The following is a 22,744-nucleotide window of genomic DNA, read 5'->3' as shown; positions in this document are numbered from 1 at the left end:
GCACGCACGAGGCTACGCGAGCTGTCTGACAACCGGCGTCAGCGGCTCGTGAGCACGTCCGCGAGGTTGAAGCGGACCGGCCGCTCGAGCTGCTCGTAGGTGCACGAGCGCGGCTCCCGGTCGGGACGCCAGCGCTCGAACTGCGCGGTGTGCCGGAACCTCAGGCCCTCCATGTAGTCGTAGCGCACCTCGACCACACGCTCCGGCCGCAGCGGGATGAAGGACAGGTCCTTGCCGTTGTTCCAGCGGCTGACCTCGTTCTTGCGCGGGGTGCGCTCGCCCTGCTCGTGCGCCGCCCAGTTCCACGGGTGTCCTTCGAACGTGGTGACCAGGTGCTGCATCTCCGTGAAGAGCTCCTCGCGGACCGCCATCGGGAACGAGCCGATGACACCGACCGAGACCAGCACGTCCCGCTCGTCGAAGAGGCCCAGCAGCAGCGAGCCGATGCGGTTCTCCGCCGACTTGTGCACGCGGTACCCCGCAACGACACAGTCGGCCGTCCGCTTGTGCTTGATCTTGGTCATGACGCGCTTGTCCGGCACGTACTCGAGATCCTTGGCCTTGGCGATGAGGCCGTCCAGGCCGGCACCCTCGAACTCGGCGAACCACCGCTGGGCGGTCTCGAGCTCGTCCGTGGCCGGGGTGACGTAAACGGGCGGCTTCGCGTCGGCGAGGCACTGCTCGAGGCGCGCGCGGCGCTCGGCGAAGGGCAGCGTGGTCAGATCCTCGTCACCCAGCGCCAGCAGGTCGAAGGCCACAAAACCGGCCGGCGTCTGCTCGGAAAGCAGCTTGACCCGGCTCGCCGCGGGGTGGATGCGCTGCTGCAACGCCTCGAAGTCGAGGGTGTTGCGGGCCGTGTCGGCGACGATGATCTCGCCGTCGATCACCGACCGGGGCGGGAAGTTCGCCAGCACGGCCTGCACGACCTCGGGGAAATAGCGGGTCATCGGCTTCTCGTTGCGGCTGCCGATCTCCACCTCGTCACCGTCGCGGAAGATGATCGACCGGAAACCGTCCCACTTGGGCTCGTAGAGCTGCCCCGGCGGGATGTCGGCGACGGGCTTGGCCAGCATCGGCTTGACGGGCGGGTTGATCGGCAGGTCCATCGGCCCAGTCTGCCTGCTCAGAAGCATCTTTTGCGTCCCGTCGGCACCGCTTCGCCCGATCTTGAGGAAAAGACGTCACGCTGGGTATGCCAGGGGCCATGACCTCACGTGTGGTGGTGCTGACCGGCGCGTCCAGCGGGATCGGGCGGGCCGCGGCGCTGGCCTTCGCCGCCCGCGGAGATCGGCTGGTGCTCGCCGCGCGCGGCCTGGCCGACCTGGAGAAAGTCGCGGCGAGCTGCGGCGGGAGCCCCCTCGTCGTCCCGACCGACGTGAGCGTGCGTGCCGAGGTCGACGAGCTCGCCGAGGCCGCCGTCGACCGGTTCGGCCGCATCGACGTCTGGGTCGACACCGCCGCGGTGATGGCCTACGGCCGGTTCGAGGACCTCCCACCGGAGGTGTTCGACCAGGTCGTGACGACCGACCTCCTCGGCTCCGCCAACGTCGCCCGGACGGCTCTGCGACAGTTCCGCCGCCAGAACCACGGCACGCTGATCCTCTGCGGTTCCCTCCTGGGACACATCACCGTGCCGTACATGTCGGCCTACTCGACGGCCAAGTGGGGCCAGCGGGCCCTGTCGCGGGCGTTGCGGCAGGAGACCCGGGACGCCCGGGACATCAACGTCTGCCAGCTGGTGCCCGGCAGCGTGAACACCCCGATCTACACGAGCGCCGCGAACTACGCCGGGTTCGTGGGACGCCCGCCGCCGCCCGTGGACACCGCCGAGCGGATGGCCGCCGCGGTGCTCAAGCTGGCCAACAAGCCCCGCCGCGAACTCTCCGTCGGTGCCACCAACCGGCTGATCGAGTTCGGCTTCAAGACCATGCCCCCGGTCTACGACGCCCTGGTCGGCTCGATGATCACCCGGCTCGGCCTGAGCCGCCGCCGCGTCTCCCCGCAGCAGGGCAACATCTTCACGCCCGCCCCGCGGGTGGAAGGCGGCCCCCTCCGGCTCGGCCGCGGCGCGGTGGCGGCAGCCGCGGCCACGGCCACCGTCCTGGCCTCGACCACGGTCGTGGCCGGCGTCCGCCTCTGGAAACGCTCTTGAGTCTCCCCCTGGGGCGGGGTGCACACTCCCCGGCATGACCCGTGCACGACCTGCGGGGCCTCACAATCGGCGAGTTCGCCTGGAAGCGGCGGGCTGGAAGCTGCGCGGTGACCTGGAGTTCGAGGACGACGACGGCCCGACACGATCACCGAGTCGCACACCGTCTCCTTCTGGGCCGAGCGGGACGGCCTGATGCTGCCGGGACGCCGGGTGCTCGTGCGGGTGCTCGGATCGCGTTCGCCGGCCTGTTGCCCGCGGCGTGCCGTCCGGCCGGTCTGCCCGCCGAGCCGCCGGCCGCGGACACCCGTCTCAGCCGCGAAGCCGTCGTCTACGTGACCCAGGAGTCGACGCCCGAGCAGCGCAACTACATCGACGCCGCGATCTTCCGGGTGATGGCGGCGGGCCCGGGCAACTTCTACTACGACCCGCTCTCGCCGGAATTCCGTCGCGCCTACTGCGGCCGGGCGCCGCTCGACCCGAAGATCGGCCCGACGCTGCCGTACCTCTACGAGGTCGGTCTTTCCAGCCCGGGGGCGTTCCCGGCGCTGGTCAACGAGGTCCAGGGGATGCCCGGCGTCGTCGGCGTGCGGCACGCCCTACCGGACTAGCAGCTCCACCAGCCGGTCCAGCTCGGCGGACGGATCCACCGCCAGACCCATGTGTACGGGTCCCGCCTGCAGGATCGTGCTGCGCGGCGCCACCAGCCAGCGGAACCGCTCGCCGAGCTTCATCTCCCGGGCCGCGCCGCCGTCCGCACCCCCGGCGCAGGTGATCTCCCAGGACTTGAGCGACGCGCGGATGCCGTCGAGGTCGGCGTTCGGGTCGAGGGCGAGCAGCCGGCCCTCGTGCAGGTGCGTGCGGGCGGCCATGAAGTCGAGCCGCTGGCAGTAGAGGATCACGCCGACGTTGATCAGCTCACCCCGTTCGACGCGGGGGACGGCACGGATGATCGCGTACTCGTACGGGATCCTCATGCTGCCGCTCCCGGCAGCCAGGCCGAGGGATCCGCGGCCCTCTCCCGCAGGTGACCGAGGTAGGCCGCGCGGGCCTCGTCGGCGGTGGCGAAGTCGAACTCCTCCAGCCACTCGTCCGGGACGAGACCGATCACTTCCTCCAGCACCTGCGGCGTGAGCTGGGCGGCGAGCTCCGGCCCGGCGGTCGCCAGCTCCGTCGCGTACGGGCGCAGCACGTGATCGTCCCACTTGTACGCCCGGTGCACGACCTTCTCGGCCCGCGGCCAGTTGTGGTGGAAGTACAGCGTGGCGCCGTGGTCGATCAGCCACAGCTCGCCGTGCCAGACCAGCAGGTTCGGGTTGCGCCAGCTCCGGTCGACGTTCTCCACGAACGCGTCGAAGGCCAGCGTGCGCGACGCCAGCCGAGCCTCGACGGGATGCGCCACCGGGTCGTAGCCCAGCGCCCCCGGCAGGTAGTCCATCCCGAGGTTGGCCCCCGCGCTGGCCTTGATCAGCTCCTGCACCTCCTCGTCGGGCTCCGCGCGCGCGACGATCGGATCCAGGTGCGTGACGGCCAGCTCGGGCACGGGCAGGTCGAGCCGCCGGGCCAGCTCACCGGAGATCACCTCGGCGACCAGGGCCTTGGGACCCTGCCCGGCGCCGCGGAACTTCACCACGTACGTACCGAGGTTGTCGGCCTCGACGATCCCGGGCAGCGACCCGCCCTCGCGCAGCGGTGTGACGTAACGGATGGCGGTGACCTCGGGCAGCACGCCGATCACCCTAGCGGGCTGCCCGGGGCCCGGCGGTCAGGCGGTGGCCGGGCCCTGCCGGCGCAGGTCCTCGACCTTGGTCATGGCGGAGCGGAGCTCGGTGAGCCAGTCCTCGGTGTGCTCGCCGACCAGGCGGACACACCAGGCCAGCGCCTCGGAGCGGCTGCGGGCCACACCCGCGTCGACGAGGGTGTCGAGCACCTGCCGCTCCGGCTGGCGCAGGCGCGTCATGACCGGTGCGGAGAGGTGGGTGAAGAGGTCCTGGGTGTCGCCGCAGCGGACACCCCAGCTGACCTTGCGCTGGTACCGGTGCTCGACCTGCAGGGCGACCTTGATCCGGTCGTCGCGGGTGTCCTCCCGGAACTGGTGGATGCGGCCGGCCTGGGCGGCGGCCCGGTCGGCTTCGGTGGCGTCGGCGCTCAGCTCGGGCGTCGGCACCCGGCCCCAGATGATGATCTCGTCGCGGTCGACGATCACCTCGGGCGGTTCGGTGAACCAGCCGTCGGGGGAGGCCCCGGTGATCCAGGCGGCGGCGTCGTCGGCGGGTGGCGGTTCGGTACGAGCCCCGGAGGGCGGGCGGTAGCGCATGATTACATGCTTACACCGTTGCAGCCGTAGTGCCATGGTGGCCGTTCAGCTGTCAGAGGACAAAGGCATCGGTCCAGAGCTGACGCGTACGCCCGGACAGCGCCTCCATCAGGGCGACCGCCTGGCTGTCGGTCAGAGCGGCCACGTAATCGACGATCGCCCGGCCCCGGGCCCGCGCCACCCGGTCGGGGGTGCCGTCGGGCAACTCCGCCTCGGCCAGCTCGACCAGGTCGTGGATGCGGCGGGGGAGGCGTTCGGTCTCGGCCGGGTCCGCCAGCCAGGCCAGCAGCGCCTCGACCAGGTTGCTGAGCAGGCGGGCCTGACCGCGCTGATGCAGCGCCAGGTCGGGGCGGGCCAGGACGAACCTGTTCTGCACGAACTTGAGCACCTGCACCTCGTGCCACTGGACCGGGGCGAGCAGCACGTGACCCGAGCGGACCGCCGGTGACCCGGTGGCCTCGATCGACTCGACCAGACGCCGGGTCCACGTCGCCGAGAACGCCGCGACCTGGGCTTCCGCCTCCAGGGAGCCGTCGAAAGGTGCGCTCAGGAGGCCGTCGACGAGCTCGGCGCGTACCTGTTCGACGGCTGCGGCGAACGCCTCGTCGTTGCTGACCCAGCTGTCCTTGCGGTGCAGCTGGCGGCGCAGCGCCTCGATCGCGTGGCCGGGGCGGCGCTGGGTCAGGGCCAGCTCCTCGTCCGGCACGTCCCGGAACGAGGACCGCTGCCAGGCCATCAGCTCCGCCGCGACCGCACCCTGCTGGAGGACACCGACACGGTGGACGTCCTCGAGGTCGTGGATCGCGTACGCGATGTCGTCGGCCGTGTCCATCACCGAGGCCTCGGCCGTCTGCTGCCAGTCCGCGACCCGGCCGGCAAACGGGAGCCGCGCCTCGACCATGTCCTCGACCTCGGTCGAATACGCGCCGAACTTCAGCGAACCACCGTCGGGGTCGTCCGGGGGTGCGGCCGCCCCGCGCGGCGGCGGGTCCAGGTGGCGCGGGTGCGGGGCCGGATGGGTGCGGCGCGTCCACGGGTACTTGAGGATCGCCGCCCGGGTCGCGGCCGTCAGGTTCAGACCGATCGTCGCCTCGCCACGGATCTCCGTGCTGGTGACGATCCGGTACGACTGGGCGTTGCCCTCGAAGCCGTCCCGCAGGCGCAGCCGCTGCCGGGCCAGCTGGTCCAGGACACGCTCACCGAGGTGCCCGAACGGCGGATGTCCCAGGTCGTGCGCGAGCGCCGCCGCCTCGACCACGTCCGGGTCGCAGCCGCCGAGCTTCTCCAGCACGTCGCTGAAGTGCTGGTCGCGGAGCAGCCGCTCGGCGATGGCCCGGCCGACCTGCGCGACCTTCAGGCTGTGCGTGAGCCGGTTGTGCACCAGCAGGCCGGCGCCCCCGGGACTGATGACCTGGGTGACGCCGGCGAGCCGGGCGAAGAACGGTGAGCTGACGATCCGGTCCCGGTCGACCCGGAACGGGCTGGCGGCAAGATCACCGGGGGCGACAAGACTGTCACCGAAGAGGCGCCGGGCGCGGGGATCGTCCATGCGCCCGACGCTAATGCATCAGGTCAGCGCGACTGGAGAGCATCCAGGGCAACCGCCATGGCGGCGACCAGACGGCGGTCCAGCTGCGGGTCGTGGATCGTGACGACGTACTTGTCCCGCAGGCCCCACTTCTTGACCACCGAGAACGCCGGGCGGTCGTTGAGCAGGAACTCGAAGTGGTACGGCAGCCACGACAGCGAGTCCACGAACCGGCGCAGGATGGCCACGGTCATGTTGGTCTCACGGCCGACCATCTCGCCGTACCCGGGCTGCTCGAGGTGCCACGTCGAGCGGAGCAGCGATTCCTTGAAGTTTTTGCGGAACAGGCCGATAGGACTACCGGCGGCGTCGGTGATGTCGTAGGTGGCGGCCAGGTCGAGACGCTGACGGGCCTTGAAGCCGAGAACAGGAGTGCTCTTGGTGTCGTCGGTGTAGAGCGTCACCTGCTCCTTGAACGCCATCCGCTTCTGCTGGGCGAACGCGAGCACACCGGCCTCGGACCCGTCGGGACCGACGGCGTGGACCTCGTACTGGTTGACCATCAATCGGAGGCGCTGACGCACGATGAGCTGCTGCTGGGTCTGAAGGGTGTCGACAGTCACGGCGGCAGTGTGACATATCGGCGCTTCCCTGAGGAGATCCACAGCACCACGCTGGCGCAACGCGCCCGCGGGCGGTCAGACTTGGCGATCGGGACTGAACTGACACGGAGGAATGACGCATGGCGAAACAGGCAAACAGCCGTCGGGGGCGCACCGGGGCATGGATCGCCCTGGCTCTGGGAGCCGCCGCGGTGTGGGCCGCACGTGACGTCCCGCTCCAGATGGGCTCCCGCAAGATCGGCGCCAAGGCCGACGGCGAGCGCGGCGAGCGCTACCGCCGCTCCCCGCAGTTCGCGGACGGCAAGTTCGTCAACACGGTCCCGGCGGTCCAGCCCGCGGCGGCAGCCATGCCCCGCATCGTCGCCGCATCGCTGACCGACCGCGACCGCCGCCACCCCTCGGCCCCGATCCCCGTGATCCGCCCCGAGCCCGGCGACGCCTCAGGCCTCCACGTCACCTGGTACGGCCACTCGTCCGCCCTGATCGAGATCGAAGGACGCCGCGTCCTCATCGACCCGGTCTGGAGCGAACGCTGCTCCCCGTCCCGCCTGACCGGCCCGAAACGCCTCCACGAGCCGCCGATCGCCCTCCGCGAACTCCCCCCGATCGACGCCGTGCTGATCTCCCACGACCACTACGACCACCTGGACATGGACTCGATCCGCAACCTGGTCGACCTCCAGGCAGCGCCGTTCCTGGTCCCGCTGGGCGTCGGAGCTCACCTGGAGCGCTGGGGCGTACCGGCCACCCGCATCATCGAACTCGACTGGAACGAAAACGCCACGGTCGCCGGCATCGACTTCACCGCCACGGCCGCCCGCCACTTCTCCGGCCGCGGCTTCACCCGCGACGAAACCCTGTGGTCGTCCTGGGTCATCGCCGGCCCCACCCGCAAAGCGTTCTACTCCGGCGACACCGGCTACTTCCCGGGCTTCGCCCAGATCGGCGAAGAACACGGCCCCTTCGACGTCACCCTCGTCCAGATCGGCGCCTACGGCGACGCCTGGCCCGACATCCACATGCTCCCCGAAGACGGCGTCGCCACCCACGTCGACGTCCAGGGCGGCCTGATGATCCCGGTGCACTGGGCCACGTTCAACCTGGCCCTCCACGACTGGCCCGAACCTGCCGACCGCGCGTGGCGCGAAGCCAAGGCCCGCGACGTGAAGCTGGCGGTCCCCAGGCCCGGCGAACGCGTCGACGTGGACAACCCGCCGGCCGTCGACGGCTGGTGGCAGCAGATCGCCTGATTCTTGCCGGGTCGTTCTGCCTGACCGTGGCTCCGGCCGAGGCGCACTCTTGAGACCTAAGTCCAGGGCATGTCGTGGTCGCTGGGGTCTGACCGTCGCTCCGGCCGAGGCGCACTTGGCGGCTCATGGCCACCCGCACCCTGGCAGGTCCGTGCTTCTGAAGCCCCCGCACCGAAGTGGTGCGGGGGCTTCGCTGTTCCCCAACCGCCGATCTCCGGCACCGCGGCGTCTTGAGGCCGGCGTTGCCGGCCACGATCACGTCAGGTCCAGCAGTGTCGATGACGCCGGCGTCGGGCAGGCGCCTACCGAGCCGGGTCCCCAACTTCAGCGAAGTTGGGCCCTCCGGGTGCGTCGTAGGCCCGACTTCGCTGAAGTTGGGCCTTCCCAGCGTGTTGTGGGCCCAACTTCGGTGAGGTTGGGCTTTCCGGGTGGGTAATAGGCCCGACTTCGTTGAAGTTGGGCTTTCGCAGCGTGGTGTGGGCCCTACTTCGTTGGGGTTGGGCCCTCCGGGTGCGTTGTAGGCCCGACTTCGTTGGAGTTGGGCTTTCCCAGCGTGGTGTAGGCCCAACTTCGGTGAGGTTGGGCCTTCGGGGTGGGTTGTAGGCCCTACTTCATTGGAGTTGGGCCTTCCTGGTGCGTTGTAGGCCCGACTTCGTTGAAGTTGGGCCTCCCAGCGTGTTGTAGGCCCGACTTCATTGGAGTCGGGGCTCTGGTGGGGCATCCGGATCTTGTCCAGGTCGCCGGGTGCGTGGCGGCTCAGCGATGGCGGGCGGGCAGCGGGGAGAGGTTTGCCAGTGGTGGCTGGGCAGGTTCGGCGGCCGGCGTTGTGGCTGGTGGTGCCGATGACGGCGTCCAGAACATGTCGCTCTGGTCGCGGCGATCCGTCGTCTCCCAGCTCTCAGGTGACGGTCACACCGCTGAGGCGGGCGGCGCCTGCCGAGTTGAGCGCGCCCAACTTCAGTGAAGTTGGGCCTTCCGGGCGCGTTGTGGGCCCACTTCAGCGAGATTGGGTTTTCCGGGTGTGTTGTAGGGCCTACTTAGTTGAAGTTGGGCCGTCCCAGCATGTTGTCGGCCCTACTTCAGTGAGGTTGGGGCTTCTGGGCGCGGTGTAGGCCCGACTTCCTTGGAGTTGGGTCTTCCCAGCGTGCTACGGGGCCCTACTTGATTGGCGGTGGGGTGTCGTAGGGGTCGCGGGTGGTGAGGAGGGTGGCGAAGGGGAGGCCGCGGCGGGTGGCGAGGCGGCGGCGTTGGCGGATCTGGGGGCTGGTGCGGGGACGGAACTTTGGTTGGCGCGCGCAGCCGCAGGTTTCGAAGCCGTCGTAGCGGAGTCCCTCAGCGAGCACCGCGGCCACGGCGATCCAGGCGGATGTGTCGCGGTGCCGGGGTGCGGCGAAGTCGTGGCCCGCCGGGATCATGGGCTTGCGGCAGCGGGGGCACGGGTGGTCGAGGTCGTCCCAGGGGAGTTTGCTGCTGCGGCGGCACGGGACGCATACGTAGTGGACCTTGTAGGTGGTCTCGGCGTACCGGCACATGGGGGCAGGTTAGTCGGTGTAGCAGGTGCCGGCGGCGGCCTGGACTGTCCATTCGCCGGTGGTCAGGGGGAGTGTCAGGTCGATGTCGTCGGCGGTGGCGGTCAGCTGCGGGGCGGCGGTCAGGGTGATGCCGTCCTCGGGGATGTCCAGGGGCTTGGGGTCTTCTGCATCGGTGAGGACCAGGATGACCAGGGTGTCGCGGGCTTCGGCCGGGCGGTGCGCTTCGAGGTGCAGGACTGTTCGGTCGGTGTGTTCGAGGAGACGTAGGCGGGTGACGTCGAGACCAGCAAAGAGGGTGGCGGCGGTGCCTACGGTGATGCGTTGCGGTGACGGCGTTCGGGGGCCGGGTGCTGCGGGGAGGGCTGAAAGGGTGGCGTCGAGCAGGGTTTGCAGGCGGCGTTCGGCGGCGTGTTCCGAACGGGCGACAGCCGACGCGATGCGGATCGTGTCGGTGCCCAGGCCGGCGCACAGGGCACCGATCGCTGCGAGCTCGCATCGGCGAACGTTCTCGGCCCGGCGTATGGTTTGCAGCCTGCGGATCAGGTGCAGCTGGGCATCGACCAGCCTGGTGAGTTGAGGGCCGAGGGTGCGGGCCGGCACGGTGGCGACGTTGGTGCGCAGCCACTGCTCGCTGTCCGGGTCGGAGGCGTGCATGGTGTGCCAGACCGAAAGGCCGGCCGCCCGGCGGGTGCGCAGCGGCGCGTTCGCTGCTGCGACTGCGGGCAGCAGGTGGTCGGTCCACAGGTCCAGTTGGCGGAGCAGTCGTGGGCGGTCCAGTGTGCTGGGACGGTGGCCGGCTTCGGCCACCTCGGCGTAGGTCCGGTCCAGCATCGACCCGAGCGCGGTGACCTCGTCGGGTCGTGCCGTCCACATCATTCCGGCACTCTGTCAGGTTGGTCCGCCCCCGGCCAGACCTTCTCGGGTCAGAACCCTCGACGGGTGCTGTCCGGCCCGTAGGGCCGGACAGCATCAAGGGTCACGACCGGTCAGTGGGCTGCGTCGTACGCGGCGGCGACGAACGTTCCCAGCAGGAACAATGCTCCCCAGACGAGGGGCCGGGTGTGTCCCCAGGCGAGCTTGCGCTTCGCGGGGATGTCTCGTTTGGCGGAGCGGAGGTCCCGCCAGGCCGCATGGGCGCGGCCGAGGCGGTACCCGATGACGATGACGGTGGCTGCGGTCATGACTGCTGCGACGCTCACTGCGGAACTCTGGTGGTACGGCATGGCCATCCCCCTGGGGTCTCGTAGCGGTGCCCGACGCCCTCAGTGTGGGGTCGGGCAACCGCTGACAGCCAGGGGATTGATGGGCCTTAACGACCATAAACAGGATTTACGGCCACAGGTCTGACTCTTACCTTCTGTCGCTTATCCGATTCGCTCTTCCGGTACGCAGACCTTGACAGCCGCCGGGGCGACGTCGATGCGGATGCGTTTGACGGCCTCGCGGGCGCCACCGTCCAACTCGTACGTGAGGGGTTCGGCGAGGCGGACGTCGATGCGGCGGGCGCGGGTCATGTGTACGAACGGGGAGTTCTCGGAGCGGCCGACCGCCATGCGGCTCATGGTGCGGGCCCAGTCGGCGGCGTTGCGGGCGGTGGCGACGCCGACGTCGAGCCAGCCGTCGTCGGGCTTGGCGTCGTCGAAGGCCTTGATGCCGCCGGTGACCTTGCTGACGTTGCCGACCAGGACGCAGCTCGCGTCGTCGGAGAACCAGCTCGTACCGTCCACCTTGATCTTGGCTTTGGGGGCCGGGCCGTCGAGGTGGCGCAGGCCGGTCCAGACGTAGGAGAGCTTGCCCAGGCGGTCCTTGAGCTTGCCGTCGGCGTCCTGGATCATCGCGCCGTCGAAGCCGATGCCGGCCATGACCGCGAAGTGTTCGCCGTTGAGGATGCCGAGGTCGAGCTTGTGGCGGGCGCCGTGGAAGGCGATCCGGACGGCCTCGTGCAGGTCGTGCGGGATGCCGAGGTTGGTGGCCAGCAGGTTGGCGGTACCGGCCGGGATGATGCCGACCGGGACCTTGGCGCCGCCCTTGGTGCCGGCGAGCGCGTCCAGCGAGCGTTGCACCATGCCGTCGCCGCCCCAGACGATCAGCAGGTCCGGCTCGCCCGCGAGGGCCTTGCGTACCTGCTTGGGGGCCTTGCGGCTCTTGGGCACCTCGTGCCAGTCGAGCTCGTCGACGCCCTCGTCGGTGATGAGGCGGCGCAGCTCGTCGAGCCCGCCGCCCAGGGTCTTGCGCTGGTGGGCGACAACAGCGATCTTCCGGGGGGTCCGCATGGGACCGCCGTTACCCGATGCCGCCGATTCCTACGCGCACCGGCCCTCTCAGTGGACCGTTTCGCGCATCCGCTGCTCGGCGGCGGCGCTGCGGATCACCATCAGGCGCAGCTCGAGCTCGTCCGAGACCATCGCCGCGAGGTGCTCCAGGGCGGTGAGCTGACGCTTCGACGCGTCCCGCGGGCGGTTGTCGATCACGTTGACCGTGCCGAGGCGGTACCCGTCGTGGGTGCGGATGGGGGCCGCGGCGTAGAAGCGCAGGCCGAGCTCGCCCCGGACCAGCGGGTGCTCGAGCGTACGCGGATCGACAGCCGCGTTGTTGATCACGTAGACGTCGTCCTGGGCGATGACCGAGGCGCACAGGCCCGGTTCCTTGCCGACCTCGCGGACACCGCTGAGGCCCTGGCAGGCGGCGAGCCACACCCGGTCCTGCTCCACGAGGGACACCGTCGCGATCGGGGTGTCGAAGATGGCGCCGGCGACAAACGCGATCCGGTCGTACGCGTCCTCGACGGGCTGGTCGACCAGCCGGTAGCGGCGGACCGCCTCCAGCCGGCGCTGCTCCTCGGGGCTGACGTTGTCGAGGTACTCGAAGGCCTGACCCGACACCGGGCTGCTGTTCGTCACGGGGGAACCACCTCACGCAATGATCGCTCGCGGTCACTGAGAGCCTAGTGAAAGTGACCTGGGCGTCCGCAATGGCCGTGCCCGTCAAATTCCGGCCGATGATCGCCGCGGGCGCGAATGTCGCACAAACTGTCAGGTATGAAACCTCCGGTAGCGACCGTAGTTGGGCAACTCGCCCGTGACCTCGTCCTGTCCGTCGGTGCCGTCCCGGACACCGGTGCCGCGGCGGATGCGACGGACCGGCGCGAGCAACTGGGCGGCAAGGGCGCCAATCAGGCGGTTGGACTGGCCCAGCTGGGGGTAGTCCCGAGGCTGGTGGCGGTGGCCGGCGAGGACATCATCGGCGACGTGCTGCTCGACCAGGCCAGGCGCGACGGCATCGACGTCACCGCGGTGGTACGCCGCCCCGGCGCGCTCACCGGCCTGATCGTCGAACTGCTCGACAGCGACGGCCAGTGGCGTTATGTCCAGCATCTCAGCGAGGAGGTCCTGCTCACCGTGCGCGACGTGGAACGGGCGCGAGACGTGATCAGCGGGGCTGACGCCGTACTCGTGCAGTTGCAGCAACCCGCCGCGGCCGCGCTGGCCGCAGCACGGATCGGGCACGACGCGGGCCGGCTGGTGGTGCTCGACGGCGTGCCGGAGGAGCACCGGGACGAGCTGCTCGCGGCGGCCGACGTGGTGCGCGCGGACGATCAGGAGGCCCGGTTGCTGCTGGACGGACCTGTCACGCCCGCGGCGGCACGGCGCCTGCTCGACGACGGCCCGCGGCTGCTCGCGCTGGGTGTCGAGGACGGCAACCTCTTCGTCTGGAAGGACGGTCACGTGCGTCTGCCTCTCACCGGCGGCAAGCCGGTCGACACCACCGGCGGGGGTGACGCCTTCACCGCCGCGCTGACGGCCTCCTTGCTGCGCGGCGAGGACTATTCACTCGCGGCCCGCTGGGCGGTCGCGGCCTCGGGCGCCACGGTCACGCACGTCAGCGGTCGTCCTTCTCTCGCCGGTCTGCAGGTCTCCGCCGATGGGTGAGATCGGGCCCGCGGAGCCGTGGGTGGTCCGCGAGATCGGCCTGCCCGACGAGTTGCGCCAGGCTGAGTCCGTCTTCGCCCTCGCCAACGGGCACGTCGGCCTGCGCGGCAACCTCGACGAACCCGAGCCGTTCGGCATGCCCGGGACCTACCTCAATTCCCTGTACGAGCACCGTGACCTGACCTACCCCGAAGCCGGGTACGCCTTCCCCGAGCGCACCGAGACGATCATCGACGCGCCGAACGGCAAGCTGGTCACGCTGACCGTCGACGACGAGCCGTTCGACGTGCGCACCGGCGACCTGCGGCGGCACGAGCGCTGCCTGGACCTGCGGGCCGGGACGCTGCACCGTGAGGTCGAGTGGGGGCCCGTCCGGATCACCAGCACCCGGCTCGTGTCCTTCCCGCACCCGTCGGTGGCCGCGATCCGGTACGAGGTCGAGGCGCTGGACCGGCCCGTCCGGATCCGCCTCGACTCCGATCTGCTCGCCAACGAGGAGCAGCCGGAGCCCCGCGACGATCCCCGGGCATCGGCCGTCCTCCACGCGCCGCTGCGCTCGCTGTCGCACTCCGACGACGTGCTGGTGCACCGCACCCGGCGCAGCGGGATCACCGTGGCCTCGTCGGTCGCCCACGTGTCCGAACCGGGGGAGGTGTCCGCCGAGGAGGACCGCATCCGGTTCACCCTGACGACCGTCGTGCACCCCGGTACGCCGCTGCGGCTGGACAAGTTCGTCGCGTACGCGTGGGGTACCGGTGACAGCGACGACGACCTGGCCGGGACCGCTGTGCGGGACCGCGACGAGGCTGTCCGGGCCGGCTTCGAGACGCTCCTGGACGAGCAGCGCGACTATCTCGACGACTTCTGGGACAGCGCCGATGTCGAGCTCGACGGTGATCCCGAGGTGCAGCAGGCCGTCCGGTTCGGGCTCTTCCACGTGCTCCAGGCCGGCGCGCAGGCCGGGCCGCACCCCATCGCCGCCAAGGGCCTGACCGGCAACGGTTACGACGGGCACATGCTCTGGGACACCGAGTCGTACGTGCTGCCGGTGCTGACCTACACCCATCCGGCCTGCGTCGGTCTGGCGCTGCGCTGGCGGCACGCCGCCCTCCCGGCCGCCCGGGAACGCGCCGCGGAGCTGCGACTGGCCGGTGCGACCTACCCGTGGCGCACGATCAGCGGCGCCGAATGCTCCGGATATTGGCCCGCCGGCACGGCCGCGCTGCACGTGAACGCCGACATCGCCGACGCGGTCCTGCGGTACGCGGCGGCGGCCGGCGACGACACGTTCGTCCGTGAGGCCGGGCTCGAAATACTGGTCGAGACCGCGCGGCTCTGGTGCCGGCTCGCCCACGAGGACGACGCGGGTGTCTTCCACCTCGACGGTGTCACGGGCCCCGACGAGTACACCGCGCTCGTGGACGACAACATCTACACCAACCTGATGGCGCAGCGGAACCTGCGGGGTGCGGCGCAGTACTGCGAGCTCTTCCCCGAGCGTGCCCGCGACCTCGGCGTCAGCGCGGACGAGCCCCGGGCCTGGCAGGAGACGGCTGACAATCTGGCCCTCCCGTACGACAACCGGCGCGAAGTGCACGAGCAGCACGCCGGATTTGCGCGGCTGCAGGAGTGGGACTTCGCCTCGACCAAGGACGACGACTACCCGCTGATGCTGCACTACCCGTACCTCGACCTGTACCGCCGCCAGGTGGTCAAGCAGGCCGACCTCGTCCTCGCGATGGTGCTGCGCGGCGACGCGTTCACCCCGGCCGAGAAGACGCGTGCTTTCGAGTACTACGAGGCGCGTACCGTGCGGGACTCGTCGTTGTCCGCACCCGCGCAGGCCGTGCTGGCCGCGGAGACCGGATATCTGGAGCTGGCCCACGACTACCTCGCCGAGGCGGCGCTGCTCGACCTGCGGGCTGGCGGCGAGGCCAGCGGTGACGGGCTGCACATCGCGGCGTGCGCGGGCGTCTGGATGGCCCTGGTCCAGGGCTTCGGCGGCCTCCGGGACCACGACGGGCAGCTGTCCTTCGCCCCGCGGCTTCCGTCCCACCTGCCGCGTCTCAAGTTCAGCCTGCGGTGGCGTTACAGCCGGCTCCACGTCACGGTCACCCCGACGACCGTCACGTACGCCGTGACGGACGAGGACCTGTCGTTCCACCACTACGGCGAGCCCGTCGACCTGAAGGCCGGCACAACGGTGACGCTGGACCTGCCGCCGGTCGAGGAGAAAGCCGCGCCACCGGCTCCGGCGGGCCGTGCACCGGCCCGCCGCCGCGACGCCCTCGACCGTTAGTCCTCGTCCTCCGGCTCCTCGCGGGGCAGCGCCCGCAGCCGGAGGCGGGTGATCGCGCGGCCGGTGACCTCGACGACCTCCGCGGTGAACTGCGGCAGCGTGACCACCTCGCCGGGCTCCGTCGGGATGTGCCCGAGCGAGGCCAGCACCATCCCGGCGACGGTCGTGTAATCACCCTCGTCGGGCACCGAGTTGTCGAAGCCGATGTCCGGCAGGTCGTGGATCGGGAACGAGCCCGGCATCAGCAGCGCGCCGTCGGCCTCCTTGACCACCGACTGCACGTCGCGGTCCGTCTCGTCGTAGATCTCACCGACGATCTCCTCGACCAGGTCCTCCATGGTGATGATGCCGTCGATCGCGCCGCGCTCGTCGACCACGAGGGCGAGCTGGTGGCGTTCCAGCCGCATCTGCCGCAGCGCGTCGGACACCCGCAGCGTCTCGGGCAGGAACAGCCCCGGCCGCGCCACCAGATCGACCGGCCCCTGGGCGCCGACCAGGTCACGCAGGTGCACGACCCCGAAAACGTCGTCGAGACCGGCCGGGCCGACCACCGGCGCGCGGGAGTGGCCACCGGCGATCAGCTGGGTCAGCGCTTCCGGGGCGGCCAGGCCGGTCGCCAGGGTCAGCACGTCGCGGCGGGGCACCAGGATCTCCCGCAGGATCCGGTCCGCGATCTCGAACGCGCCGCTGATGATGGTCCGCTGCTCGACCGAGAAGTCCTGCTGGGCCGCGACCATGTCGCGGATCTCCTCGGTGCTGACCTCCTCGCGCTGCGCCTTGGGGTCACCACCGGCCAGCCGCACGAGCAGGTTGGTCGCGACGCTGAGCAGCCACACCGCCGGCCGGGAGATCGTCGAGAGGATGTCCAGCGGCCGGGCCACCAGCAGGGCCCAGCCCTCGGTGCGCTGCATCGCGATGCGTTTGGGCGCCAGCTCGCCGATCACCAGCGTGACGAAGGTCAGCACGATCGTGACGACGACGATGGCGGCGGGCTCCGCGGCCGAACCCAGGAAACCGAGCGGCTCCACCAGCGGCTTCGAGAGCGACACGGCGGCGGCCGCCGAGGCCAGGAAACCCGCCAGCGTGATGCCGATCTGGATGGTCGCCAGGAACCTGTTCGGGTCACGGGTCAGCCGCCCGAGCACCCGGCCGCGGCGCGACTGCCTTTCCAGCTTGTTCACCTGGCTGTCGCGCAAGGACACCAGGGCCATTTCGCTGCCGGAGAAGGCTGCGTTCACCAACACCAGCACCAGCACGAGCAAGACCTGCCCGCCTATGCCATCCACGACAGTCCCAGCCCCTCAGGCATTTGGATCACGAATTCCACAGGCTAGCGACAGTCGGTTACGGCCGCGCGGCGGCAGGCGGGAAAACCTGCTCAAACCCTCTTTTCCAGGTACGTGATCCCCGCAGCGGCCGCCCCCGGACCCCAGCCGCAGTCGACATAGCCCAGTTTGTGGTAAAGCGCCAGGTTGGCGGCGCTGGTGGCACCGGTGAACAACTCGAACCGCTGGACCTGTCCGGCCAGAGCCTGCTCGATCGCGGTCATCAGGCGCCGTCCGAGACCCTGGCCCTGCAGATCGGGAGCGATCGAGAGCCGGGAGACGTGGCCGGTGCCGTCGGTCACGCGGCCGCGCACCGAGCCGACCAGGCGGTGCTCCTGCCGGGCGACGAGGAACACCAGGCCGGTGTCATCGATCGCGGCGCGGACCTCGTCGAGCGTCTCGGTCAGCGGCGGCAGCGTGAACGAGTCGTTCAGCGCGCCCTCGGCCAGGAACGCGGCCCGCTGCACGGTGAGGACCTCACCGGCGTCCGCGGGAGCGGCCGCCACGATGCTGATCTCCATCAACTGACCTCGTCGGCCCAGACGCGCCAGTCGTCCAGCACGCCGTAGAGGGCCGGGGTCAGCCAGCCCGGCGCCGACCGCTGGAAGACACCCGGCTCCATGCCGCCGGCACCGTCCGGCAGCGCGCCGACCAGGTGCGGGACCAGCTCGGTGAGGTTGGCCCAGTGCACCAGCTCCGGCTCGGCGGGCCACGCCCCCAGCACCACCTTCGCCGCCACACCGCGGCGCTCGAGTGCCTCCAGGGTCAGCGCGGTGTGGTTCAGCGTGCCGAGCCCGGCGCGCGACACGACGATCGTCGGCACACCCAGGGTCGTGGCCAGGTCGGCGACGGTCCACGCCTCACCCGAGGGGCGTACGCCCATCGGCACCAGCAGGCCACCGGCGCCCTCCACCAGCACCAGATCGTGCTTCTCGCCCTCGGCGCGGACGGCGTCCACGACCTCGTACAGCTCGAGCGGCGCCAGCCCGGAGATCTTGGCGGCGGCCAGCGGGGCGAGCGGTTCCGGGTACGACGCGAGGGTGCGGGTCGTGTGCGGGTTGGCCAGGTGCGTGACGCGGTCGATGTCCGTGGGGCCGCCCTCGGCCGTCCCGGTCTGGCCGGGCTTGACGACCGCCACGCGCAGACCGGCGGCCTGGGCGGAGGCCGCGATCGCCGACGTGACGATCGTCTTGCCGACGTCGGTGTCCGTGCCGGTGACCAGCACGATGCCCCGCCACTCACCGGCCTCCACCGGGCGCTGCGCGGGCCGCGCGGCGGGCTCGGGCTGAGCCTCGGACCGGGGCTCGGACCGGGGCTCGGGCTCCGGCTCCGGCTCGACCACCGTGGCTTCGATGACCTCGTCCGTCACGGTGCGCACTCCACGATCACGTCCAGGGCCCGGTCGAAGTCCTCCGCCGCGATGCCCGCGTTCAGAGTGAGGCGCAAGCGCGAGGAGCCGTCCGGCGTCGACGGCGGCCGGAAGCAGCCGACCGCGATGCCCCGGTCGCGGCAGTCCTCCGCCCAGGTCAGGGCAGCTTCCGGGCCGGGTGCGGTCACCGAGAGCACCCCGGCGGCGGGCGCGGTCACCGGGAATCCGGCCGCGGTCAGCCGGCTCACCGTCTGGTCGGCGCGGGCCACCAGCACAGCCCGGCGGTCGTCGGCGGCGCGGGTGATCCGCAGTGCCGCCCGCACGCCCGCCACCACGGCGGGCGGCGGCGCGGTGTCGTAGATGAAGGTGCGTCCCGTGTCGATCAGGTGCCGGATCAGCGCCGCCGGGCCCGCGACCACACCACCGGCGCCGCCGAGCGATTTCGACAGGGTCGCCGTCACGATGACGTCGGGCTTTCCCGCCAGACCCGCCGCGGCGACACCACCGGCACCGGAATCACCCAGGATGCCGAGCGCGTGCGCGTCGTCGACCAGCAGCAGCGTGTCGTGGGCCGAGGTCACCGCGTGGAGCTCGGCCAGCGGCGCCAGGTCGCCGTCGACGGAGAATACCGACTCCGTGACGAAGACCGTCTCCCGGCCGGGGTGCGCGTCGAGGATCGTGGCGAGTGCGGCCGGGTCGGCGTGCGGGGCCACGACAACCTCGGCGCCGGAGCTCCGGCAGCCGTCGATCAGTGACGCGTGGTTGTAACGGTCGGAGATCAGCAGCGTCCCGGGACCGGCCAGCGCCCGGACCGCGCCGAGATTGGCCAGGTAACCCGAGGAGTAGACCAGCGCCTGCTCGGCGCCCAGCCAGCCGGCCAGATCCGTCTCGAGGGCGGTGTGGGCGTCCGTCGAGCCGCGCACCAGGCGGGAACCGGTCGCCCCCAGCCCGTACCGGTGGAGGGCCTCGGCCGCGGCGGCGATCACCTCGGGATGGGCGGCGAGACCGAGATAGTCGTTGCCGGCCAGATCGACGACGGAGTCGTCGGCGGCGCGGGGCCGCAGAGTGCGGGTGAGCCCGGCTTTCGCCCGCGTGCGGGCCTGGCGCTCGAGCGCCTCCTGCCAGCCCGCCAAAGCACCCTCACCCTCATCGTCCCGACCTGCTCGCCGGGCAAACTACCACCCGGCTCCGACATCCCCGACGCCCGGAACGCCTTGTAGGGTACGGACATGCCAGAGATCCTCGACCGGGCGCGGGCCCAGGTTCTTGCCGACGGTGCCGGGCTCGACGAAGCGGGGATCCTGGAGGTCCTGCGCCTGAGCGACGAGGATCTGCCGGAGCTGCTGCAGGTCGCCCACGACGTCCGGATGAAGTGGTGCGGCCCCGAGGTCGAGGTCGAGGGCATCGTCTCCCTCAAGACCGGCGGCTGCCCCGAGGACTGCCACTTCTGCTCCCAGTCGGGCCTGTTCACCTCGCCGGTGCGGTCGGTCTGGCTGGACATCCCGTCGCTGGTCGAGGCGGCCAAGCAGACCGCCGCGACGGGCGCGACGGAGTTCTGCATCGTGGCCGCCGTGCGCGGCCCCGACACCCGCCTGATGACCCAGATGCGCGACGGCGTCAAGGCGATCAAGGAAGCCGTCGACATCCAGGTCGCGGCCAGCCTCGGCATGCTCACCCAGGAGCAGGTCGACGAGCTGGTCGACATGGGCGTCCACCGCTACAACCACAACCTCGAGACCTGTCAGTCGTACTTCCCGAACGTCGTCACCACCCATTCGTGGGAGGAGCGCTGGGGCACCCTCAAGATGGTGCGCGACTCGGGCATGGAGGTCTGCTGCGGCGGCATCCTCGGCCTGGGCGAGTCGATCGAGCAGCGCGCGGAGTTCGCCGCCCAGCTCGCCGAGCTCGACCCGCACGAGGTCCCGCTCAACTTCCTCAACCCCCGGCCGGGCACGCCCCTCGGTGACCGCCCGGTCGTCGAGGGCAAGGACGCCCTCCGGGCCATCGCGGCGTTCCGCCTGGCCATGCCCAGGACCATCCTCCGGTACGCCGGTGGCCGCGAGATCACGCTGGGCGACCTCGGCACCCGTGACGGCCTGCTCGGCGGCATCAACGCGGTGATCGTCGGCAACTACCTGACGACACTGGGCCGGCCGGCGACCTCCGACCTGGAGCTGCTGCAGGAGCTGAAGATGCCGGTCAAGGCGCTCTCGGCGACGCTGTGACGGTCCTGGTGTATTGCGACCGCTGCGGCGAACCCGCCGCCGAGGGTGACCACTCGGCCTGTGCCACGGCACGGGTGCTGGAGCCGCCGCGTTTCTGCCCGGACTGCCGCCGCCGCATGAAGGTGCAGGTCGTTCCCGCGGGCTGGACGGCCACCTGCGTCGAGCACGGCGTCCGTCACTCCTAGAGAACCCATCGGCGGCGGCAGACCCGGGGGTCCGCCGCCGCCGCTCTCACCCGTCACCCTGAGGTGGCAGGAGTCTCTTTGCCGGCCGGCTGACGGCCGGTCATCGGCAGCGTCAGGCTCAGCAGGTCACCGTCACGGTCGCCGCGGCCGGTGACACCGAAGCGGCGCAGCGTCCGCAGCATCGCGACGTTCTCGGCGCCGGTGTGCGCCACGATCGCCGAGGCCTTCAGCCGGGTCGCCGCCGTGATCAGCCGGCGCAGCAGCGCCGTGCCGAGGCCCCGGCGCTGCCAGGAGTCCTCGACGAGCAGGCCGACCTCGCCCAGGTCGCCCTCGGTCAGCAGGGTGGCCAGCGCCACGACCTGCTCCTCGCCGCTCACCGGGTCGGCGTGCACGGCGAGCAGCGTCGTGCCGGTCGCCGGCTCGAGCATCCGGCGCAGCCGCGCGTCGGACGGCACCTCCGAGCCACTCAGATAGCGGCGGCGGCGGGTCTGAGACGAGCTGCGGGTGTGCAAGCCACGGACAGCCTCGAGGTCGTCGCCGCCGGCCGTCCGGATCAGCAGCTCGGAGCCGTCCGGGAGCAGCAGTGTGACCTGTTCGGTGGTGCGGCGGACCAGGGCGCCGCTGACCTCGACCAGGGCCTGAGCACGGGCATATTCCGCGGGCGTGAAGGCCGGCGCCGGGCGCAGCACCTCGTAGCTCCCGCCGGCCGGGTCGATGAGCGTCATCCGCTCCTCGTCGAAGCCGTGCAGCACAACCGTGCCCTCCGGCCGCCAGCGCACCTCGGCGGCGTCGAGCAACGTCACCAGGGCCTCACCCAGCGAATCGGGGTCGTGGACAAGACGACCGGCCAGCGCCAGCGCGCGGGTCGGCTGGTCGGCCAAACCCTGCGCCTCGGCCCGCGTGACGAAAGCCTCCCGGCCGCGGCCCCGCGCGATCGCGGCGTGCAGCTCGGCCTCGGTCATCGTGTCCGGCGTGTCCACGAGGAAGTCGTCGACCGCGCCGCCCTCGGTGGTGTGCACCTGAACGGCGAGGATGTTGACCGACCGCAGCGCGAGGCTCGCGGTGAGCACGGAAAGGTACCCGGGCCGGTCGTCGACCGTTGCCCTGATCCGCCACAGCGCCATGCGAGGCACTTCCCTTCCGGATCGACCCGCCTCCTGAACCGAACTTAAGCGTGCCTCGCCGGTGTTACCTGCACATTGCCTGAGCTGGGACGACTATGAGGGGTCAGTCACAGCCGTAGCGACGCTCGGCACACCCGTCCGGTCCAGGCGGTCGCCGAGGATGACCGCGGCGGCGCGGACCAGCTGAGCGATGCGGTCGACCTCGGTGATGTGGAACGCCGCCGCCGGCAGGTCGTCGTCGTCCGACCGCGCGATGACGAGCACCAGACCGGCCCGTCCGAACGGCGCCACGGCAAAACGGGTGCCGTCGGAACCCGTCATCGGGCGGGCGCGCAGCGGGGTCACCTCCGGCAGGTGCAGCGGGGACGGGGCGCGCCAGCTCGCGTACGCCACCGCGGGCTCGCTGCTCGCGGAGAGACGCAGCTTCGGCTCGTCGGAGACGATCGGCCGGGGTGCGGCGGTGCGGGCGGCCCAGTCGGCGGGCACCACCGCGGCGGCGGCCCAGTCGGCGGCCAGCAGACCCGGCACGGCGTCGACCAGCGTGGCCAGGCCGTCCTGCGGGTTCGCGGCGACCTGCGCCAGGAGCTCGGCGTCGTGACCACCGGAGACCGGCGCGCCGATCGCCCGCCAGACACCGTCGACCTGCACACCGGGGATGGCGGCGAGGCCGGCGAGGAGTCGCTCGACACGGGAGGCACCCGGCCAGACGACGGTGAAGTCGTCCACGGCCCGTCCACCGAGCCGCTCCAGCACCACCACCTGGACGATGTCGGCCCCGGCCACGCCCAGCGTGCGCGCAACCTGACCGAGGGCACCAGGACGGTCCGGCAGAGTGACCCGTACCCGCAGCAACATGCAACTCCTCCAGTCGGAAGACGGCACGGCGATG

At 71.1% G+C, this 22,744-nt stretch carries 23 protein-coding genes and 1 pseudogene; 7 read left to right on the top strand and 17 right to left on the bottom strand.

All coding sequences use genetic code 11. The features are described 5' to 3' along the window. Positions 1-38: 38 nt before the first annotated feature. Positions 39-1,106, bottom strand: coding sequence for an ATP-dependent DNA ligase (locus AFR_RS35235; protein ID WP_023561603.1), 1,068 nt, complete (start codon positions 1,104-1,106; stop codon positions 39-41). A 98-nt stretch (positions 1,107-1,204) separates the two neighbouring features. On the opposite strand from AFR_RS35235, the gene AFR_RS35230 reads away from it, so the two are divergent. Next, positions 1,205-2,152 (top strand): SDR family NAD(P)-dependent oxidoreductase, encoded by a 948-nt coding sequence (locus AFR_RS35230; protein ID WP_041841380.1) that lies wholly within the window; start codon positions 1,205-1,207, stop codon positions 2,150-2,152. 248 nt (positions 2,153-2,400) lie between these two features. Continuing rightward, positions 2,401-2,760, top strand: coding sequence for a hypothetical protein (locus AFR_RS35225; protein WP_023561601.1), 360 nt, complete (start codon positions 2,401-2,403; stop codon positions 2,758-2,760). On the opposite strand, the gene AFR_RS35220 is transcribed toward AFR_RS35225, so the two are convergent. The 5 genes from AFR_RS35220 to AFR_RS35200 are packed head-to-tail and all read right to left on the bottom strand — an operon-like array spanning position 2,749 to position 6,617. Next, the gene (locus AFR_RS35220) at positions 2,749-3,126 is read right to left on the bottom strand and encodes a DUF3037 domain-containing protein (RefSeq protein WP_023561600.1); all 378 of its coding nucleotides are present in this window, start codon (positions 3,124-3,126) and stop codon (positions 2,749-2,751) included. The genes AFR_RS35225 and AFR_RS35220 overlap by 12 nt on opposite strands. Beyond that, the gene (locus AFR_RS35215) at positions 3,123-3,878 is read right to left on the bottom strand and encodes a HipA family kinase (protein WP_041843152.1); all 756 of its coding nucleotides are present in this window, start codon (positions 3,876-3,878) and stop codon (positions 3,123-3,125) included. Before AFR_RS35215 ends, AFR_RS35220 begins: the two co-directional genes overlap by 4 nt. Positions 3,879-3,914: 36 nt before the next feature. Continuing rightward, positions 3,915-4,466, bottom strand: coding sequence for an ATP-binding transcription factor AbmR (abmR, locus tag AFR_RS35210; RefSeq protein WP_023561598.1), 552 nt, complete (start codon positions 4,464-4,466; stop codon positions 3,915-3,917). A gap of 52 nt (positions 4,467-4,518) precedes the next feature. After that, positions 4,519-6,015 carry a deoxyguanosinetriphosphate triphosphohydrolase family protein gene (locus AFR_RS35205; protein WP_023561597.1) on the bottom strand — a complete coding sequence of 499 codons (1,497 nt, stop codon included), beginning with the start codon at positions 6,013-6,015 and terminating at the stop codon, positions 4,519-4,521. 23 nt (positions 6,016-6,038) lie between these two features. After that, positions 6,039-6,617 carry an LURP-one-related family protein gene (locus tag AFR_RS35200; RefSeq protein WP_023561596.1) on the bottom strand — a complete coding sequence of 193 codons (579 nt, stop codon included), beginning with the start codon at positions 6,615-6,617 and terminating at the stop codon, positions 6,039-6,041. A gap of 119 nt (positions 6,618-6,736) precedes the next feature. On the opposite strand from AFR_RS35200, the gene AFR_RS35195 reads away from it, so the two are divergent. Further along, positions 6,737-7,867, top strand: a complete 1,131-nt coding sequence (locus tag AFR_RS35195) for an MBL fold metallo-hydrolase (protein ID WP_023561595.1) — start codon at positions 6,737-6,739, stop codon at positions 7,865-7,867. Positions 7,868-9,024: 1,157 nt separating this feature from the next. Here AFR_RS35195 and AFR_RS35190 read toward each other — a convergent pair. From AFR_RS35190 to AFR_RS35170, 5 genes are all read right to left on the bottom strand, one after another. Continuing rightward, positions 9,025-9,399 carry a hypothetical protein gene (locus AFR_RS35190; protein ID WP_023561594.1) on the bottom strand — a complete coding sequence of 125 codons (375 nt, stop codon included), beginning with the start codon at positions 9,397-9,399 and terminating at the stop codon, positions 9,025-9,027. A gap of 9 nt (positions 9,400-9,408) precedes the next feature. Beyond that, on the bottom strand, positions 9,409-10,275 hold the full coding sequence (locus AFR_RS35185) for a hypothetical protein (protein ID WP_023561593.1): 867 nt from the start codon (positions 10,273-10,275) through the stop codon (positions 9,409-9,411). 110 nt (positions 10,276-10,385) lie between these two features. Next, positions 10,386-10,598: a hypothetical protein gene (locus tag AFR_RS35180; protein WP_148308174.1), complete on the bottom strand. Its 213-nt coding sequence runs from the start codon at positions 10,596-10,598 to the stop codon at positions 10,386-10,388. Between the two features lie 165 nt (positions 10,599-10,763). Further along, on the bottom strand, positions 10,764-11,672 hold the full coding sequence (locus AFR_RS35175; RefSeq protein WP_023561591.1) for a diacylglycerol/lipid kinase family protein: 909 nt from the start codon (positions 11,670-11,672) through the stop codon (positions 10,764-10,766). Between the two features lie 48 nt (positions 11,673-11,720). Further along, positions 11,721-12,299, bottom strand: coding sequence for a GAF domain-containing protein (locus tag AFR_RS35170; RefSeq protein ID WP_023561590.1), 579 nt, complete (start codon positions 12,297-12,299; stop codon positions 11,721-11,723). Positions 12,300-12,437: 138 nt separating this feature from the next. Between AFR_RS35170 and AFR_RS35165 the strand changes: the two genes are divergently transcribed. Next, a complete protein-coding gene (locus tag AFR_RS35165; RefSeq protein ID WP_023561589.1) occupies positions 12,438-13,328 on the top strand; it encodes a PfkB family carbohydrate kinase in 891 nt (296 codons plus the stop codon). Then, positions 13,321-15,627: a glycoside hydrolase family 65 protein gene (locus tag AFR_RS35160; protein ID WP_023561588.1), complete on the top strand. Its 2,307-nt coding sequence runs from the start codon at positions 13,321-13,323 to the stop codon at positions 15,625-15,627. Before AFR_RS35165 ends, AFR_RS35160 begins: the two co-directional genes overlap by 8 nt. Here AFR_RS35160 and AFR_RS35155 read toward each other — a convergent pair. From AFR_RS35155 to AFR_RS35140, 4 genes are all read right to left on the bottom strand, one after another. Then, entirely contained in the window at positions 15,624-16,913 is a 1,290-nt protein-coding gene (locus AFR_RS35155; RefSeq protein WP_193786334.1) for a hemolysin family protein, read from the bottom strand. The genes AFR_RS35160 and AFR_RS35155 overlap by 4 nt on opposite strands. A 92-nt stretch (positions 16,914-17,005) precedes the next feature. After that, entirely contained in the window at positions 17,006-17,473 is a 468-nt protein-coding gene (locus AFR_RS35150; RefSeq protein ID WP_023561586.1) for a GNAT family N-acetyltransferase, read from the bottom strand. Then, positions 17,473-18,204 (bottom strand): dethiobiotin synthase, encoded by a 732-nt coding sequence (gene bioD, locus AFR_RS35145; protein WP_041843149.1) that lies wholly within the window; start codon positions 18,202-18,204, stop codon positions 17,473-17,475. The genes AFR_RS35150 and bioD overlap by 1 nt, the downstream gene beginning before the upstream one ends. Before the next feature lie 113 nt (positions 18,205-18,317). After that, on the bottom strand, positions 18,318-19,454 hold the full coding sequence (locus AFR_RS35140; RefSeq protein ID WP_023561584.1) for an 8-amino-7-oxononanoate synthase: 1,137 nt from the start codon (positions 19,452-19,454) through the stop codon (positions 18,318-18,320). A 96-nt stretch (positions 19,455-19,550) separates the two neighbouring features. Between AFR_RS35140 and bioB the strand changes: the two genes are divergently transcribed. Beyond that, positions 19,551-20,546 carry a biotin synthase BioB gene (bioB, locus tag AFR_RS35135; RefSeq protein WP_023561583.1) on the top strand — a complete coding sequence of 332 codons (996 nt, stop codon included), beginning with the start codon at positions 19,551-19,553 and terminating at the stop codon, positions 20,544-20,546. An 11-nt stretch (positions 20,547-20,557) separates the two neighbouring features. After that, positions 20,558-20,731, top strand: a pseudogene (gene bsaP / locus AFR_RS35130) (biotin synthase auxiliary protein BsaP); the annotation flags it as partial. 53 nt (positions 20,732-20,784) lie between these two features. Here bsaP and AFR_RS35125 read toward each other — a convergent pair. Next, on the bottom strand, positions 20,785-21,855 hold the full coding sequence (locus AFR_RS35125) for a GNAT family N-acetyltransferase (RefSeq protein ID WP_023561581.1): 1,071 nt from the start codon (positions 21,853-21,855) through the stop codon (positions 20,785-20,787). Between the two features lie 93 nt (positions 21,856-21,948). Then, positions 21,949-22,710 carry an ACT domain-containing protein gene (locus tag AFR_RS35120; RefSeq protein WP_023561580.1) on the bottom strand — a complete coding sequence of 254 codons (762 nt, stop codon included), beginning with the start codon at positions 22,708-22,710 and terminating at the stop codon, positions 21,949-21,951. Positions 22,711-22,744 lie beyond the last annotated feature (34 nt).

This window comes from Amorphoplanes friuliensis DSM 7358, assembly GCF_000494755.1.
Taxonomy (GTDB): domain Bacteria; phylum Actinomycetota; class Actinomycetes; order Mycobacteriales; family Micromonosporaceae; genus Actinoplanes; species Actinoplanes friuliensis.
Note: the sequence above shows the minus strand (reverse complement) of the source record. Positions and strands in the feature narration are given on the sequence as shown.